The organism is Sphingobium sp. Leaf26, assembly GCF_001421665.1.
Taxonomy (GTDB): domain Bacteria; phylum Pseudomonadota; class Alphaproteobacteria; order Sphingomonadales; family Sphingomonadaceae; genus Sphingobium.
This window is the reverse complement of record NZ_LMKV01000028.1, coordinates 1-15,540: the sequence shown is the minus strand read 5'-3', so window position 1 is coordinate 15,540 and position 15,540 is coordinate 1. Positions and strand designations below refer to the sequence as shown.

Annotated in this window: 16 protein-coding genes; 9 read left to right on the top strand and 7 right to left on the bottom strand. The window is 65.0% G+C overall.

Going from position 1 to position 15,540, the window contains the following annotated elements; translation table 11 throughout:
• Positions 1–39: 39 nt before the first annotated feature.
• Positions 40–1,089 (top strand): LacI family DNA-binding transcriptional regulator, encoded by a 1,050-nt coding sequence (locus tag ASE85_RS15775; protein WP_056690411.1) that lies wholly within the window; start codon positions 40–42, stop codon positions 1,087–1,089.
• Between the two features lie 110 nt (positions 1,090–1,199).
• Here the strand turns inward: ASE85_RS15775 and ASE85_RS15770 are convergent, their stop codons facing one another.
• From ASE85_RS15770 to rhmD, 7 genes are all read right to left on the bottom strand, one after another.
• Positions 1,200–2,018, bottom strand: coding sequence for an alpha/beta hydrolase (locus ASE85_RS15770; protein WP_056690409.1), 819 nt, complete (start codon positions 2,016–2,018; stop codon positions 1,200–1,202).
• The gene (locus tag ASE85_RS15765) at positions 2,005–3,045 is read right to left on the bottom strand and encodes a glycoside hydrolase family 43 protein (RefSeq protein ID WP_056690406.1); all 1,041 of its coding nucleotides are present in this window, start codon (positions 3,043–3,045) and stop codon (positions 2,005–2,007) included. The genes ASE85_RS15770 and ASE85_RS15765 overlap by 14 nt, the downstream gene beginning before the upstream one ends.
• Entirely contained in the window at positions 3,045–4,106 is a 1,062-nt protein-coding gene (gene rhaT, locus ASE85_RS15760; protein WP_056690404.1) for an L-rhamnose/proton symporter RhaT, read from the bottom strand. The genes ASE85_RS15765 and rhaT overlap by 1 nt, the downstream gene beginning before the upstream one ends.
• On the bottom strand, positions 4,103–5,005 hold the full coding sequence (locus tag ASE85_RS15755) for an amidohydrolase family protein (protein ID WP_056690401.1): 903 nt from the start codon (positions 5,003–5,005) through the stop codon (positions 4,103–4,105). The genes rhaT and ASE85_RS15755 overlap by 4 nt, the downstream gene beginning before the upstream one ends.
• 192 nt (positions 5,006–5,197) lie before the next feature.
• A complete protein-coding gene (locus ASE85_RS15750; RefSeq protein ID WP_056690398.1) occupies positions 5,198–5,947 on the bottom strand; it encodes an SDR family NAD(P)-dependent oxidoreductase in 750 nt (249 codons plus the stop codon).
• On the bottom strand, positions 5,944–6,801 hold the full coding sequence (locus tag ASE85_RS15745; RefSeq protein WP_056690395.1) for a fumarylacetoacetate hydrolase family protein: 858 nt from the start codon (positions 6,799–6,801) through the stop codon (positions 5,944–5,946). The genes ASE85_RS15750 and ASE85_RS15745 overlap by 4 nt, the downstream gene beginning before the upstream one ends.
• 22 nt (positions 6,802–6,823) lie before the next feature.
• A complete protein-coding gene (gene rhmD / locus ASE85_RS15740) occupies positions 6,824–8,008 on the bottom strand; it encodes an L-rhamnonate dehydratase (protein ID WP_056691216.1) in 1,185 nt (394 codons plus the stop codon).
• 191 nt (positions 8,009–8,199) lie between these two features.
• Between rhmD and ASE85_RS15735 the strand changes: the two genes are divergently transcribed.
• The 8 genes from ASE85_RS15735 to kduI all read left to right on the top strand — a co-directional run bounded on the left by ASE85_RS15735 (position 8,200) and on the right by kduI (position 15,537).
• Positions 8,200–9,048: an IclR family transcriptional regulator gene (locus ASE85_RS15735; RefSeq protein ID WP_056690392.1), complete on the top strand. Its 849-nt coding sequence runs from the start codon at positions 8,200–8,202 to the stop codon at positions 9,046–9,048.
• Between the two features lie 26 nt (positions 9,049–9,074).
• Positions 9,075–9,839, top strand: a complete 765-nt coding sequence (locus ASE85_RS15730) for an SDR family NAD(P)-dependent oxidoreductase (RefSeq protein ID WP_056690389.1) — start codon at positions 9,075–9,077, stop codon at positions 9,837–9,839.
• A gap of 130 nt (positions 9,840–9,969) precedes the next feature.
• Positions 9,970–10,776 (top strand): rhamnogalacturonan acetylesterase, encoded by an 807-nt coding sequence (locus ASE85_RS15725; protein ID WP_056690386.1) that lies wholly within the window; start codon positions 9,970–9,972, stop codon positions 10,774–10,776.
• The gene (locus ASE85_RS15720) at positions 10,773–11,738 is read left to right on the top strand and encodes an alpha/beta hydrolase (protein WP_056690383.1); all 966 of its coding nucleotides are present in this window, start codon (positions 10,773–10,775) and stop codon (positions 11,736–11,738) included. The genes ASE85_RS15725 and ASE85_RS15720 overlap by 4 nt, the downstream gene beginning before the upstream one ends.
• Positions 11,732–12,490 (top strand): (Fe-S)-binding protein, encoded by a 759-nt coding sequence (locus tag ASE85_RS15715; RefSeq protein ID WP_156358407.1) that lies wholly within the window; start codon positions 11,732–11,734, stop codon positions 12,488–12,490. The genes ASE85_RS15720 and ASE85_RS15715 overlap by 7 nt, the downstream gene beginning before the upstream one ends.
• On the top strand, positions 12,487–13,893 hold the full coding sequence (locus ASE85_RS15710; RefSeq protein ID WP_056690379.1) for a lactate utilization protein B: 1,407 nt from the start codon (positions 12,487–12,489) through the stop codon (positions 13,891–13,893). The genes ASE85_RS15715 and ASE85_RS15710 overlap by 4 nt, the downstream gene beginning before the upstream one ends.
• Positions 13,890–14,501 (top strand): LutC/YkgG family protein, encoded by a 612-nt coding sequence (locus ASE85_RS15705; protein ID WP_056690376.1) that lies wholly within the window; start codon positions 13,890–13,892, stop codon positions 14,499–14,501. Before ASE85_RS15710 ends, ASE85_RS15705 begins: the two co-directional genes overlap by 4 nt.
• Positions 14,502–14,697: 196 nt before the next feature.
• Positions 14,698–15,537 carry a 5-dehydro-4-deoxy-D-glucuronate isomerase gene (gene kduI, locus ASE85_RS15700; protein ID WP_056691214.1) on the top strand — a complete coding sequence of 280 codons (840 nt, stop codon included), beginning with the start codon at positions 14,698–14,700 and terminating at the stop codon, positions 15,535–15,537.
• The last annotated feature ends 3 nt before the right edge of the window (positions 15,538–15,540 follow it).

Sequence of the window (15,540 nt, the reverse complement as noted above, 5' to 3'; positions counted from 1 at the left end):
CGATTTTCCTTGGCCGCAAAAGCGGCTAGGGAAGAGCGGATGCAGAAAAGCGACCCGAAGACGAAACCGCCCACGATCAAGGACGTCGCCGCCCATGCGGGCGTGTCGATCATGACCGCGTCGCGCGCGGTCAACGGCAAGGCGCTGGTCAGCGCCAAGGCGAGGCGCGCGGTGGACCTGGCGGTCAAGGCGCTGGGCTATGTTCCCAATGCGTCGGCGCGGGCGCTGGCCGGGAGCGCGGACCGGCGGGTCGCCTTGTTGCACAGCCACAGCACGACATCGGCCTATCTGGGCGAATTGCTGCTGGGCGCGATGAGCGAGGCGCCGCAGCGGCATCTGCATCTGGTGGTCGAACAATGTGCGCCGGGGGCCTTCGCCTCGGAGATCGTCGAGCAGGTCGCCCATGCCCATGTGGCGGGCGTGATCCTGCCGCCGCCCTTGTGCGACTGGGCGGAACTGATCGAGGGGCTGCGCGCCCGCGACATCGCCATCGTCGCCATCGCCACGGACCAGGATGTGCCCGACATGCTGAGCGTCAGCACCGACGACCGCCATGCCGCCTATGACCTGACCCGGCATCTGATCGAACTGGGGCATGAGAGGATCGGCTTTATCGAGGGCAATCCGCGCCACCGGTCGAGCGCGCGGCGTTTGCAGGGCTATAAGGATGCGCTGGTGCATCATGCGCTTGATCTGGACGAGGCGCTGATCGTGCCGGGGGATTTCACCTACCGGTCGGGGCTGGATGCGGCCGAGCGGCTGATGGCGATGGACGCGCGGCCGACGGCGATCTTCGCCTGTAACGACGATATGGCCGCCGCCGCCATCACCGTGGCGCATCAGCGCAAGGTCAATGTGCCGGCGGAGATCAGCATCTGCGGGTTCGACGATACCCCGCTGGCGAGCGCGATCTGGCCGGCGCTGACCACCATCCGCCAGCCGATCCGCGATATGAGCCGGGAGGCGATCGGCCTGCTGGCGATGCGGTTCCGCAGCCAGGACGAGGGCGCGGACGCGATCGTCGGCAAGGTGAAGCTGGATTATCAACTGATCCGCCGCCAGTCGGACGCGGTGCCAGCGCGGCATTGATCCTTGGTAGCGATGTGAACGCATGGCTCTCTGGACCCCGGCCTGCGCCGGGGAACGCTTCATTCAAGGCCGCGTGAAGCGAGATAACCGCACGATCTGGTGGGTAGCCCCTACAGAAAGCCCACCTGCCGCAGCCAGGCTTCGCACAGGCGGGGCCAGAGCGATACCGGCTGGTCCGGCGTGTCGAGCGCGAAGCCGTGGGGGGCGTCGGCGAAGATATGGAGTTCCGGGCTGGAGCCTGCCGCCTTCAGCGCACCATGCAGGCGGTGGGCGTTGGCGACCGGCACGACCGGGTCGTTGCCGGCATAGACGATGAAGGTCGGTGGCGGATCGGCCAGCAGTTGCGCGTCGGGCTGAAGCGCGTCGTAGAGCGCCTGTTTCTCCAGCGGCGGCAAGGGCGGCTTGTCCGCGATGATCGTACGCCCCTTCGCATTGGTGGAGATGGGGGCATAGCCGATGACGAGTATGTCGGGACGCTGTGGCTGCGTGCTGCCCCAGGCCGCCGGATAGCCGGCGATCAGGCAGGCGGCGAGATGGCCGCCCGAAGACAGGCCGACCACGCCCAGCCCGTTGGGCGCGAGGGCGCTGGCGCGGATCATGGCCATCGCCGCCAGCGCATCATCGAGCGGCGCGGACGGGCCGGTGCCCGCATGGGGGAAGCGGTGGATCAGGACGAAGGCGTGATAGCCGAGCGCGGTCAGCCAGCGGGCGACCTGCACCCCCTCCCGCCCCGCCATCAGCGCGGTATAGCCACCGCCGCCGAGGATCAGCATGGCGCGGCCGTTGGGGCTTTCGGGGGCGTAGCCGAGCAGGACGGGGCTATCGACGGTGGTGACGACGGCCTGTTCGGGCGGCGCCGCGCCATCCTCCAGCGTGAAGGCGCCGCTTGCCGCGCCGTGCAGCGGCCAGACGATATCAGCAGCCAGCATCTTGTGCCTCCATCGGGCAGCCATGGGTGGGCCAGGCCTCCCCATCCAGTTCGACCGCTTCGCGCACCACCTCGACCCGGTCGCCGGCATCGCGCATCTCGTAGAATTTGGCGAGCGCCCGCTTGAACGGACGGTGCAGGACCAGCATCAGCCGGCCGTCGAAGGTGCGAAAGAGCATGCCATGGCCACTGTCGCGCTCGACCAGCGGGCCGAGTTGTTCCCAGGGGCCGGCGAGCGTGCCGCTTTTCGACCTCGCCTGCGCCTGAACATAGCCGTCCTTGCCCCAACTGGACCAGAGCATCAGCAAGGTGCCGGTATGCGTGCGGAAGAGTTGGGGGCCGTCGGTGACGTAACCGGTGTCGCCTTCGGGTTGTTTCTGGCCGACGACCCAGCCGGCGTCATCGGCGCGGAACAGGAGGCGGGCCTTGCCAGCGGGGGACAGGTCATCCTTCAGCGGCAGCGCCTCGATCGTGCCGACGCCCATTTGCAGCCATTCATGGGCATAGACCATCCATGGCTTGCCCGCTGCATCGACATGGAGCGTGCCGTCGAGCGTCATGGCCGTGGCAGGTGTCGGCGGTTCGCCCTTGTGGAGTATTGTATAAGGGCCATCGACCCGGTCGGCGACCGCGAGCAGGGTCGCGCGGCGGTAGAGCGGGCGCTTTCCGGTGGAGACGATCGGCGCCCTGTCATTGTGGAAGGTCGCGAACAGATACCAGCGGCCCTTCCACGCATGGACTTCGGGCGCCCAGCCGCCGTCCTTGGCCCAATTGTCGTCCGGCAAGGCGAAAACGAGCTTGGGCCTCTGCCAATGGGCGAGGTCGGCGCTGGCATAGGCCATGATGCCGAGCCGTTTGTCGCCGGTGACGGCCGGATCGTTCTTTGAGAAGAGCCAGTAGGTTTTGCTCTCCTCCTCCGCGACGACGAAGGGATCGTGGATGCGCAGGTGGGAGGTCAGCAGCGGCGCGTCGGCCGCCACTGCGGGCGTGGCGAGCGCAAGCAGCAGCGCGACCAGCAACCGGCGCATCAGGCGAGCCGGTTGCCGTAACCGATGATGATGGTGGCCAGGATCAGCAGGGCGACCCCGCTCCACACCATGCGGCGGACGGCGGGTGCGGCGTCCTTCCATTCGCGGAAAGCGAAGCCCCAGCAGGTGCCGAAGATGATGATCGAGGCCATGTGCAACGTCCAGCTCGAAAAGCCGAAGCGGCCCATCTGGCTTTCGCCCATGGTGTAGAAGAAGAACTGGAAATACCAGGCGGTGCCGGCGAGCGCGCAGAGCAGGAAATTGGGGAGCAGTTTCGGGCGCTGGCCCGATGCGTCGGGGGCGCCGATCCACTGGCCCGCCGACCTGTTCTTCACGATCAGCCAGCCGCACCAGAGCGCGTTGGTGATGAGGCCGCCGAACATGACGAGGCACAGGGTGGGCAGGCCGGTCCAGAGTGGGCCGGTGCCGGCGGCGGCGGACAGCGCCTTGACCGGCTCGCCCGCCGCCAGGCCGAAGGCGAAGCAACTGGACATGATGCCGGAGAAGATGGCGACGGCGATGCCCTTTTTGAAATCGAACTCCGCGACGGCGGCGGCCTTTTGCGCGGGGCTGAGCGCCTCATCCTTGCGCGCGCCGGCACGGGCGACGACGACGATACCCAGCACCGTGACAGCCAGGCCGAGGAGAACGATCTGGCCGTGGGTCGTGCCGGCGATCTCCGTCATGAAGCTGCCGTCGAAGATGGGCGGGATCAATGTGCCGAAGACGGTGCAGAGGCCGAGCACCACCGCCATGCCCAGCGACAGGCCAAGATAGCGCATGGTGAGGCCATAGGTCAGGCCACCAAAGCCCCACAGGATGCCGAAGAAGACGCACCAGCCGACGATGGAGGACGGCACCTGGCGCATCACGCCCAGCAGGTCGCTGGTCTGGACCGAGGCGAAGAACCAGGGTGCGATGACCCAGGAGAAGATGCCGCCGGTCAGCCAGAAAATTTCCCAGTTCCAGCGTTTGACGCCACGAAAGGGGACATAGAAGCTGGCCGAGGCGAAACCGCCAAGCCAATGGAAGAGGACGCCGAGCAGCGGATTCCCGATCATAGGTCAAGTCCCAGGCGATAGAGGCGATTGGCGTTGCCGGCGAAGAGCGCGCGGCGGTCGGCTTCGGAAAAGTCCGCGACGATGGCGTGATAGGCGTCCATATAACGGTCGATCGGCGCGAACAGCTTGTCGGTGGGCGTGTCGCTGGCGAAGGCGCAGCGTGTCGTCCCGAACAGGTCGATCGTTTCGCGCACCAGCGGTTCGATATTTTCGCGGCTCCAGTCGCGGCGGATGAAGCCCATGCCAGACAGCTTGACCGCGACATGGGGCAGCGCGGCAAGCGCTTTCATGCCCGTGCGCCAGTCCGCCAGGCCATCGGGGTCGGTCAGGACCGGCATGCCCATATGGTTGATGATCACCGGGATGTCGGGATGACGTTCGATCAGGGGGGCGAGGCCCGGCATCTGGCCCGGATAGCATTGCAGGTCGAAGGACAGGCCATGTTTTGCGAGCAAGGCATAGCCCGCCTGCCATTGGGGATCGACGGTCAGGTCGATCGGGCCATAGGTGCGCTTGGGGTCTGGATGCCAGTTGACGATATGGCGGATACCCTTGACGCGGGGGTGCGCCGCCTGCGCGGTCAGCAGCGCATCGACGTCAGGATCGTTCAGCGCGGCGAAGGCGACGATGCCGGTGGGCAGGCCTTCGATCTGGGCAAGACCGTCGAGCCACTGGGTTTCGCGCAGCGCGCTGTCCGCCGCCGCGCCGGCGTCGACATGGACGGCACCCACGACATTCCAGCGGGCGAGATCGGCGCGATATTGGGCGACGCCATAATCATGGGCGATCGGCTCGACGCTGCCGTTCGGGCCTTCGTCCGAAAAAGGCGCGCTCAGCCAGTCGTAGCGGATGTGGTTCAGATCCCACAGATGGATATGGGCATCTACAAAGGGGATCATGCGACCTCTCCGGTGCAATGGTTCAGCGACATCCCTTCCGTTCGGGCTGAGCGAAGTCGAAGCCACTGCCAGAGCGCAGCGAAGGCTTCGACTTCGCTCAGCCTGCCCTTCGACAGGCTCAGGGCGAACGGAGAGATTCTCATAACTGCGGCGTTCCGGCTCTTTTCGGCCGGTTGCGCCGCGCAACTTTGGTTAGAAGGTGGTACGGCCTCCCGATGTGTCGAAGGTCGACGCGGTGGTGAAGCTGCATTCCTCGCTGGCCATGAAGCAGACCATGGCGGCCGATTCCTCGATCAGGCCGAGGCGGCCCATGGGGATTTTCGAGCGCATATAGTCGACCTGACTCTGGGGAAGCTGGGCCAGGATCGGGCTTTCGAAGGTGGCGGGGGTCAGCGCGTTGGCGATGACGCCCTTGCCGGCCAGTTCCTTGCCGAGCGACTTGGTGAAACCGATGACGCCCGCTTTGCTGGCGCTGTAGGCGCTGGCGTTGGGATTGCCTTCCTTGCCTGCGACGGACGCCAGGTTGACGATCCGGCCATAGCCGTTTTCGAGCAGGAACGGCACGACTTCCCGGTTGCAGTAGAAGAGGCCGTTCAGGTTGATGTCGATCACCCGCTGGAAACTGTCCACCGGATAGTCCCAAATGGTGGCGGTCGCACCGGTGATGCCCGCCGAGCAGATCAGGATATCGACCTTGCCGAGAGCAGCCGCGGTTTCCTTGGCCGCGGCGGCGACGGCGGCATAGTCCGACACGTCCAGCGCGACCACATGGGCGGCGCCGACTTCTTGCTGCGTGGCGGCGAGCGCTTCGGGATTGAGATCCCACAGCGCCACCTGGCCGCCTTCCGCGACGATCCGCGCGGCGACCTGCTTGCCGAGGCCCGACGCACCGCCGGTGATGATCGCGTTGCGGCCCGCGAAGCGCCCTGCATAGATGCTCATCCGAGCACCTCGTCGCCCAGATGACGCCATTCGGAGACATTCTGCGTCTGGACGCCCAGCTTTTCGATGCCCAGTTCCATGACGTCGCCGGCCTTGAGGTAGATGGCGTTCGGCTTCTTGCCTTCACCCACGCCCGGCGGGGTGCCGGTGATCATCAGGTCGCCGGGATAGAGGGTGATATATTCGCTGACATAGGAAATCAGTTGGGCGACGTTGAAGATCATCGTCTTCGTGTTGCCGGTCTGCATCCGTGTCCCATTGACGGTCAGATACATGTCGAGATTCTGGACGTCTCCCACCTCGTCCGGCGTCACCAGCCACGGACCGACCGGGCAGAAGGTGTCGTGGCCCTTGCCCTTGCTCCACTGGGTGCCGCGCTGCTTCTGGTTGAAGCGTTCCGACACGTCGTTGACCAGGGTGTAGCCCGCGACCTTCGACAGGGCGTCCTCTTCGCTGACGAAGCGGCAGGTTTGCCCGATGATGACGCCCAGTTCGACTTCCCAATCGCCATGGGTCGAATTTTTCGGCAGCACGACTTCGTCGTTCGGGCCGTTCAGCGACGACAGCGCCTTCATGAACATCATCGGTTCGGTCGGGATCGGCAGGTTCGATTCGATCGCATGATCCTCATAATTGAGGCCGATGGCGACGATCTTGCCGATGCCCTTGACCGGCACGCCGTAGCGCGGCGCGCCTTCCACGACGGGGAGCGATGCGATGTCGGCGGCCTGCGCGGTGGCGAGGGTCGCAACCGTCAGTTCGGGGACGACGCCCGACAGGTCACGGATGTTGCCGTCGCTGTCGATGACACCGGGCTTTTCCTGGCCACGCTGGCCGAAACGAACGAATTTCATGGAGGTCAGTCTCTCTGTCAGATCAATGGGTGTAGGGGCGGTGCATCGCGATGTCGGGGTTGAGGTCGACGCCGAAACCGGGCTTGTCGAGCGCGGTGACCTTCATACGGCCATTTTCCGGCACCGGTTCGCCCAGCAATTGGGGATGGAACATTGGCACCACCTCGGTCGGTCCGGGGTGCATCATCAGGAACTCGGCGAAGGGCGAGTTGTGGCGGGTGATGACGAAATGATAGCTGTAGACAGACGAGCCATGCGGCACGACCATCTTGCCATGGGCGTCGGCCAGCGCGCTGATCTTCAGCAATTCGGTCACGCCGCCGCACCAGCCGACATCGGGCTGGATGATGTCGCAGCAGTCCATTTCCAGCAGCATGCGGAAGCCCCAGCGGGTCGCTTCATGTTCGCCGGTGGTGACAAGCATCCCCTTGGGCACGTTGCGCTTGAGTTGCTGATAGCCCCAATAATCGTCGGGGCTGATCGCTTCCTCGATCCATTTGAGGCCGAGTTCATGGGCGGCGATGGCGAGGCGGGTGGCATAATCGACGTCCAGCGCCATCCAGCAGTCCCACATCAGCCAGAAATCGTCACCCACCTTCGACCGCATGTCGGCCAGTTCGGCGATGTTCTTCTTGAGGCCCTCGACCCCTTCGGCCGGGCCGTGGTGCAGCGCCATCTTGCCGCCGATGAAGCCGAATTCCTTCGCCTTGTCCGGGCGCGCGCCGGTAGCGTAAAATTGCAGTTCGTCGCGCACCGCGCCACCGAGCAGATGATAGACCGGCTCCTGCCGCAGCTTGCCCAGCAGATCCCACAGCGCGAGGTCGACGCCCGAAATGGCGTTGATGACCAAGCCTTTGCGGCCATAATATTGGGTCGAGAAATACATCTGGTCCCAGATTTTCTCATAATCGGTGGGCGCGCGGCCTTCGAGGAAGCGCGCGAGATGCTTTTCCACGATATAGGCGGCCGGTTCGCCGCCGGTCGTCACAGCAAAACCGACCGTGCCGTCCTCCGCCTCGATCTCCACCACCAGCGTGCCGAGCACGTTGATCCCGAAGCTTTGGCGCGACTGGCGATATTCGGGATATTTCGACATGGGGGTGGCGATATGGTCGTCGATCCAGTGGCCTTCGCCCTGGTCATGATAGTCGGCACCACCGCCGCGCACAGTGAAAGCGCGGACATGCTTGATCTTCGGCAACGTCACGATCGGCACGCGAAAAACTCCCTCAACCTCGCCCGCGTTCAATATGTGGAAACGACAGGCATAAACTTTCACAATATGATCAGGGCCGCAGGATGCGGAACCGGAGTGTCAGTTTGGCAGGACCGGAAAGAATCAGGCCAGCCTCTCCTTCACCCTTGTTTTTCTCATTTTGTGGGATAGAGTGTTATTAGATGAGACAGAAAACGTCAAACCCAGAATCGGATGGGTCGGAAAATTTGGCGCGAGAGGAAAAGGCATCCGCAAAAACGGGCGGATCGCAGACCCTGCATCGCGGGCTGGATCTGCTCGATCAGGTGATCGACGGGCCGATCAAGCTGGCCGACCTGTCCGAACGGATGGGCCTGACCCGGTCGACCACGCATCGGCTGGCCAATGCGATGGTGGAGCGCGGATTCCTGATCTTCCTGCCGCGCGAAGGCTATCAATTGGGCCCCAAGCTGTTGCAGCTGGGATTTCTGGCGCAGAGCCAGGCCGATGTGGTGCAGATCGCCCGGCCACATCTGGAGGCGCTGGCCGCCGCCAGCGAGGATGTGGTGCATCTGGGCCGGCTGGACGGCGAGCAGGCGCTCTATCTCGACAAGATTCCGGGGCGCCGCCGCGTGGAAATTTCCAGCCGTATCGGCGACCGCCACCCGCTGACCTCGACCGGCCTGGGCAAGGCGTTGCTGCTGGACGATCCGGAACCGGTGTGGCGCCGGATGTTCGACGCCGAATATGAAGCGGGCACCCATGCGGCCGATTTTGGCGAGTGGCTGGACCGGATGCGCAGCTATGCCGGCGAAGGCCGATCCTTCGACCTGGAGGAGAATGAGGACCAGATACGCTGTGTCGCCGCGCCGATTCGCGATGCGTCGGGCGCGATCGTCGCCGCCATCAGCCTGTCGAGCGCCGCCCAATATATGGACGACGAACGGATGCAGGCGCTGAGCATGGATGTACGCGATACCGCGCAGAAGATCAGCGCCGACCTGGGCTGGACCCCCGGCGTCAAATCCCCCCGCCGCCCGGTGCGGCGATAATCATCATCTGAAGGAAGAGCGATCCCATGAAGCTGCTTGAAGGCAAGACCGTCCTCGTCACCGGCGCATCGACCGGCATCGGCCGCGCCGCCGCCATCGGCGCGGCGCAGCATGGCGCAGATGTCGTCATCAACTATGCGAACAGCGATGGTCCTGCGGCAAGCTGCGTGGCGGAGATCGAGGCGCTGGGGCAGCGTGCCATCGCGGTGAAGGGCGACGTCGCCGACCCGCAAACCGCGCAGGACTTCGTGGCAAAGGCGGTCGAGGCGTTCGGCAAGGTCGACGTCATGGTGAGCAATGCGGGCATCTGCCCCTTTCACGCCTTCCTCGACATGCCGGTCGATGTGGTGGAGCGGACCTTCAAGGTGAACCTGCACGGCGCTTACTTCATGGTGCAGGCGGCCGCGCAGCAGATGGTCAAGCAAGGGCATGGCGGGTCGATCGTGGCCGTCTCGTCCATATCCGCGCTGGTCGGCGGGGAGCATCAGACGCACTATACCCCGACCAAGGCAGGGGTACATTCTCTGATGCAGTCCACGGCGATCGCGCTGGGCAAGCATGGCATCCGTTGCAACAGCGTGTTGCCCGGTACCATCCTGACCGAGATCAACAAGGACGATCTGGCCGATGTCGAGAAGCGCCGATATATGGAAGCGCGCACGCCGCTCGGTCGGCTTGGGGCACCGGAGGATCTGGCCGGGCCGATCGTGTTTCTGGCATCGGACATGGCCGCCTATGTCACCGGCGCGGCGCTGCTGGTCGATGGCGGCATGTATGTGAATTTGCAATAAGCATAGGCACATTCCGTTCCCGTTCGGGCTGTGCCTGTCGAAGCCCTTCGCTTTTTAAGGAAGAAGAGCCCTTCGACAAGCTCAGGGCGAACGGGAGTGGTGGGAAGGTTCCCAAACAGGACGTCGCCGCATGAAGATCGCCCCGAAAATTGCCGCTGTCATTGCCGCCCTGCTCGCGCCGCTGCCCGCCTTCGCGACGCATCCGGGCGACACGATTCTGATCGCCAGCGATTCGACGGCGGCCGATTACGGGGTGGCGCGTTATCCGCAGATGGGCTGGGGGCAGATGCTGGGCTGTGGCCTGTCGCCGACCGTGCGGGTCGCCAACCATGCCATGGGCGGACGATCCACCCGGACCTTCCTGTCGGAGGGGCGGTGGGAGAAGTTGCTGGCGGACATGCTGCCGGGCGACACGGTGCTGATCCAGTTCGGCCATAATGATCAGGCGCGGGGCAAGCCGGAGCGGTGGGCGCCTGCCGCAACCGATTATCGCGCCAACCTGATGCGCTTCGTCTGGGATGTGCGCGGCGCGGGCGGCGTTCCGGTGCTGGTGACGCCGGTTGCGCGGCGCAACTTCGGCCCGGATGGCAGGGCGGTGGCCGATTATCCGGACTATTCGGGCGTGATGCGGGCGCTGGCGAAGGATTTGCATGTGCCGCTGATCGATCTGGAATCGCTGTCGCGCGGCTGGCTCGACCGGGCGGGACCGGAGGCTGCCAAAGCCTATTATCTCCATTATCGCGCCGGGGACGGCATCGCCGCCTTCCCCAAGGGCGTGACCGACGATACCCATTTCAGCGAGGTGGGCGGACGCCAGGTGGCCAATCTGGTGGCCGGCGGGTTGAAGGCGCTGAACCTGTCCATATCGGCCAAGGTGCTGGCCGATCGCCCCGCCCTCACCCGCGCCACGCCATTAGGAAGGAGCGATTGCCGATGACCCTGATCGATCGACGGACCTTGCTGGCCGGCAGCATCGCCGGCGTGGCGCTGGCGTCCCCTGTTATGGCGCAGACCTTCCCATTGCCGTCGGGTTTCGAGCGCTTCCCGATCTGGCCGGGCAAGGCGCCCGGCGGCGAGCATGTGACGGTGCGGGAGGTCGAGACGCTGCGCCAGCCCCAAAGCCCTGCCGACGACACCGCTTTCTCGCATGTGACGACGCCGACATTGACGCTGCTGCGACCGGCAAAGCCCAATGGCGCGGCGATGTTGCTGATCCCCGGCGGCGGTTACACCCGCGTCGCCATCGGCAAGGAAGGCTATGCGATCGCCCGCCGTTTCGCCGAGGCGGGCTATGCCTGTTTCTCGCTGGTCTACCGCATGCCCGCCGATGGATGGGCGGCGGGTGCGGAAGCGCCGTTGCAGGATGCGCAGCGCGCGTTGCGGCTGGTGCGGGCGCTGGGACATAAGGAAAAGTTCGACCCGGAGCGGGTGGGCGTGATGGGCTTTTCGGCCGGCGGGCATCTGGCCGCGTGGCTGACCAGCCGCACGCCGCAGGAAAGCTACGCCCCGGTGGATGCCAGCGATCGCGAGCCGATCAAGGCTGCGCTTGCCGCCTATATGTATCCGGTGATCCAGATGGAGGGTCCGTTCGTCCATGCCGGGTCGCGCACGCAATTGCTGGGCGAGACGCCCTCGCCCGAACGGCTGCGCGCCTATTCCATGGATCAGGATGTCAGCGCGCAGACGCCGCCCGTCTTCCTCGCCCATGCGCTGAACGACGTCGCCGTGCCGCCGGAAAACAGTCTGGCGATGCTGGCGTCGCTGCGCGCGCGGGGCATAGCGGCGGAATGTCATTTGTTCGAGAACGGCAATCACGGTTTCGGCCTGCCGCCCGCCCCGGCCGCGCCCGCGCCCTGGCCCGACCTGTTCCTCAACTTCGCGAAACGCCATGGATTATGACACGTAAAGTCGCCCTGTTCGTCACCTGCCTTGTCGACCTGATGCGGCCACGCATCGGCTTTGCCGCGATCCGCGCGCTGGAGGCGGCCGGATGCGAGGTCGTGGTGCCGGAGGGGCAGACCTGTTGCGGCCAGCCCGCGCTCAACAGCGGCGATCGCGATCATGCGGTGGCGCTGGCGAAGCAGACGATCGCGGCGCTGGAACCCTATGAGGCGGTGGTGGTGCCATCGGGGTCGTGCGCCGGGACGATCCGCTGCCATTATTCCGAATTGTTCGAGCATGATGCGGCGTGGCGCGCGCGCGCGCAGGCGGTGGCGGGCAACACGTTCGAGATCATGGCCTATCTGGACGAGGTGTGCGGGTGGAAGCCCGAAGGTGTCACGGTGGATGCCAGAGCGACCTATCATGACAGTTGTTCGGGCCTGCGCGAACTGGGGATCAAGGCGCAGCCGCGCCGGTTGCTGAAAAGCGTGGAGGGGCTGCGGTTCGCGCCACTCGCGGGCGAGGAGACATGTTGCGGGTTTGGCGGGACGTTCTGCGTCAAATATCCGGCCATTTCCAACGCGATCGTCGGCGAGAAGGCCGATGCGATCGACGCGACCGGCGCGGACCTGTTGCTGGCGGGCGATCTGGGCTGCCTGATGAACATGGCGGGGAAGCTCAATCGCAAGGGCAGCAAGGTGCGCGCTTTCCACGCGATCGAGCTGATCGCCGGCATGGGTGACGGGCCGGCGATCGGGGAAGAGGCATGAGCGGCTTTACAGCCAGTTTCAAAGATCGGGCCGACGCCGCACTGGCCGACCCTATATTGAAGGTCGCGGTCGAGCGGACCGCCGGTACGGCCCAAGCCAAGCGCGCGGTGGCGGTCGAGGCCTTCCCCGATTTCGAGGCGGCGCGGGACAGGGCGGCCGCGATCAAGGACCATGTCATCGCGCATCTGGGCGCCTATCTGGAGGAATTCGAGGCGAACGCCATCGCGGCGGGGGCCAGGGTCCATTGGGCGAGCACGACGGACGAAGCCTGCCGGATCGTCATCGACATCTGCAAGGCGGCGGGCGCGAAGAGCGTGGCGCGGTCCAAATCCATGCTGGGCGAGGAGATCGGCCTGCCCCATGCGCTGGCCGAGGCCGGGATCGGCCGGGTCGAGACGGATCTGGCCGAACATATCATCCAACTGGCGGACGAGCGGCCCTCGCACATCATCTGGCCCGCCATGCACAAGACACGCGAGCAGGTATCGGCGCTGTTCAAGGCGAAGCATCGCAGCCCGCATCAGGAAGAGACGATCGCCGCGATGGCGGAAAGCGCGCGGCGGGAATTGCGCACGCAGATGCTGGGCGCGGACGTGGGCATATCGGGTGCCAATTTCCTGATCGCGGATACGGGCGCGATCTGCACCGTCACCAATGAAGGCAATGCCGAATTGTCGCTGGTGCCGCCCCGCGTCCATATCGTGACGGCTGGGATCGAGAAGATCGTGCCAAGCATGCCGCACGCCATCCATATGCTGCGGATGCTGGCGCGATCCGCCACCGGCGCGGCGCTGACCCAATATACGACTTTCTATACCGGACCGAAGCGCGTGGGCGACCGCGACGGGCCGGAGGCGATGCACATCGTGCTGGTCGACAATGGCCGCACGAAGATGCGCGAGGAAGGGCTGGCGGAGATGCTGCGCTGCATCCGCTGCGGCGCCTGCATGAATCATTGCGTGGTGTTCAGGCAGATTGGCGGCCATGCCTATGGCGGCACCTATCCGGGGCCGATGGGCGCGGTGCTGACGCCGGTGTTCGACGGGTTGAAGGAGAGCCGCGAACTGGCGAGCGCCTGTACGCTGAACGGCAAATGCCAGGAGGTGTGCCCGGTGCGCATCCCGCTGCCCACATTGCTGAAGGGGTGGCGCGAGAAGAGCTGGCGCGAGGGGCTGGAGCCGAGGTCGATGCGCTGGGGGCTGGGCGTATGGGCCTGGGTGGCGCGGCGGCCGGCGCTCTATCGCTTCGGCACCGGGGTTGCGGTGCGGGCGATGCAGATGCTGGGGAAGACGGGGTGGATCAACCGGTTGCCGTTGGCGGGCGGCTGGACGCAGTATCGCGACATGCCCAAGCCCGCGCCGCAGACGTTCATGAACCAGTATAAGAAGGAGCGCCGCCGATGAGTGCGCGGGACGCCATCCTGTCCCGGTTGAAGGGGGCTGCGCCGGACAAGGCGGAGGCCGATGCCCTGCTGGTCGCGCCGGAGCGGCCGATGGTGGACGAAGATGCGCTGGAGGCGGAATTTCTGGCCCGACTGGCTTTGCCCAGCGTCAGCGCCAGCCATGACGCGATCGACACGATCGCCGACCTGCCGGCCGCCGTCGCCCGCTATCTCGATGCGCAGGGGGAGGCGCGCAGCCTGTGCCTACCGCCTGATCCGCGCCTGATGGCCTGCGACTGGCGCGGCTTCACCCTGCATGACGTCGCTGCACCGGATGAGGCCGCTGCGCTGGCGATCGCGAGACGGGGGATTGCGGAGAGCGGGTCGCTGGTCTTCGAGACGTCGCCGCAGGCGCCGATGCTGCCCAATTTCCTGACGCTGCATCATATCGTGCTGCTGGCGGTGCGGGACATCGCCGCCCATCTGGAGGCGGCGCCGCTGGTCGGAGCGCAGCCGCGCGCGCATTACTGGATCACCGGCGTATCGGGTACCACGGATATCGAGGGTAGCTATGTACGGGGCGCCCATGGGCCGCGATTCCTGCATGTCATATTGTTGCGGGAGCAGTAACCGCATTTCGGACCATCATTCCACATTCAGGGAATAAATGGTTCCTTTCGGAGCATCGGACGCTATAAGGGCGCAAAGTTCCGAGGAGATTTCGATGTTCGAGAAGACCTATTATGCGACGCATCCCGACATGATGGAGTGCGTATCGAACGAGGAATTGCGGGATCGCTATCTGATCGGCGGNGAGGAGATTTCGATGTTCGAGAAGACCTATTATGCGACGCATCCCGACATGATGGAGTGCGTATCGAACGAGGAATTGCGGGATCGCTATCTGATCGGCGGGCTGTTCCGCGATGGCGAGTGCGTGCTGAATTAYACCCATGCCGAACGGTTCGTGATCGGCGGCGTGGCGGTGGTGGAYGCGCCCGTCAAACTGCCYGCGCAGAGCGAGCCGGCTTCGGCGGCGGGCCATCCGTTCCTGGAGCGGCGCGAACTGGCGATCGTCAATGTCGGTGGTGTCGARGGCACGRTCACGGTCGATGGCGAAGTGTTCACGCTGGGCAACAAGGATTGCCTKTATGTGACGATGGGCGCGAAGGATGTGGAATTTGCCGGCGCGGGCGCGCGCTATTATCTGGCCTCCTGCCCGGCGCATAAGGGGTTCACCACCCGCAAGCTGGGCATCGCCGACGCCAATGCGCTGGAGCGTGGCTCACTTGAGGAATCGAACGAGCGGACCATCTTTCAGCTGGTCATTCCCGGCGTGTGCGACAGCGCGCAACTGGTGATGGGGCTGACGGTGCTCAAGCCGGGTTCGGTGTGGAACACCATGCCCCCGCATATCCATGAACGCCGCAGCGAGATCTATTTCTATTTCGAGCTGGATGGGCCGGCCGACCGCGTCTTCCACTATATGGGGGAAGGCGATGCGATGCGGCACATCGTGATGGCGAACGAGGAAGCGGTGATCTCGCCGCCCTGGTCGGTGCATATGGGGTCGGGGACGAAAGCCTATGCCTTCATCTGGGCGATGGCGGGCGAGAACCAGGATTATACCGACATGAATGTGCTGGATATCTGCCAGCTGGCGTAGCTG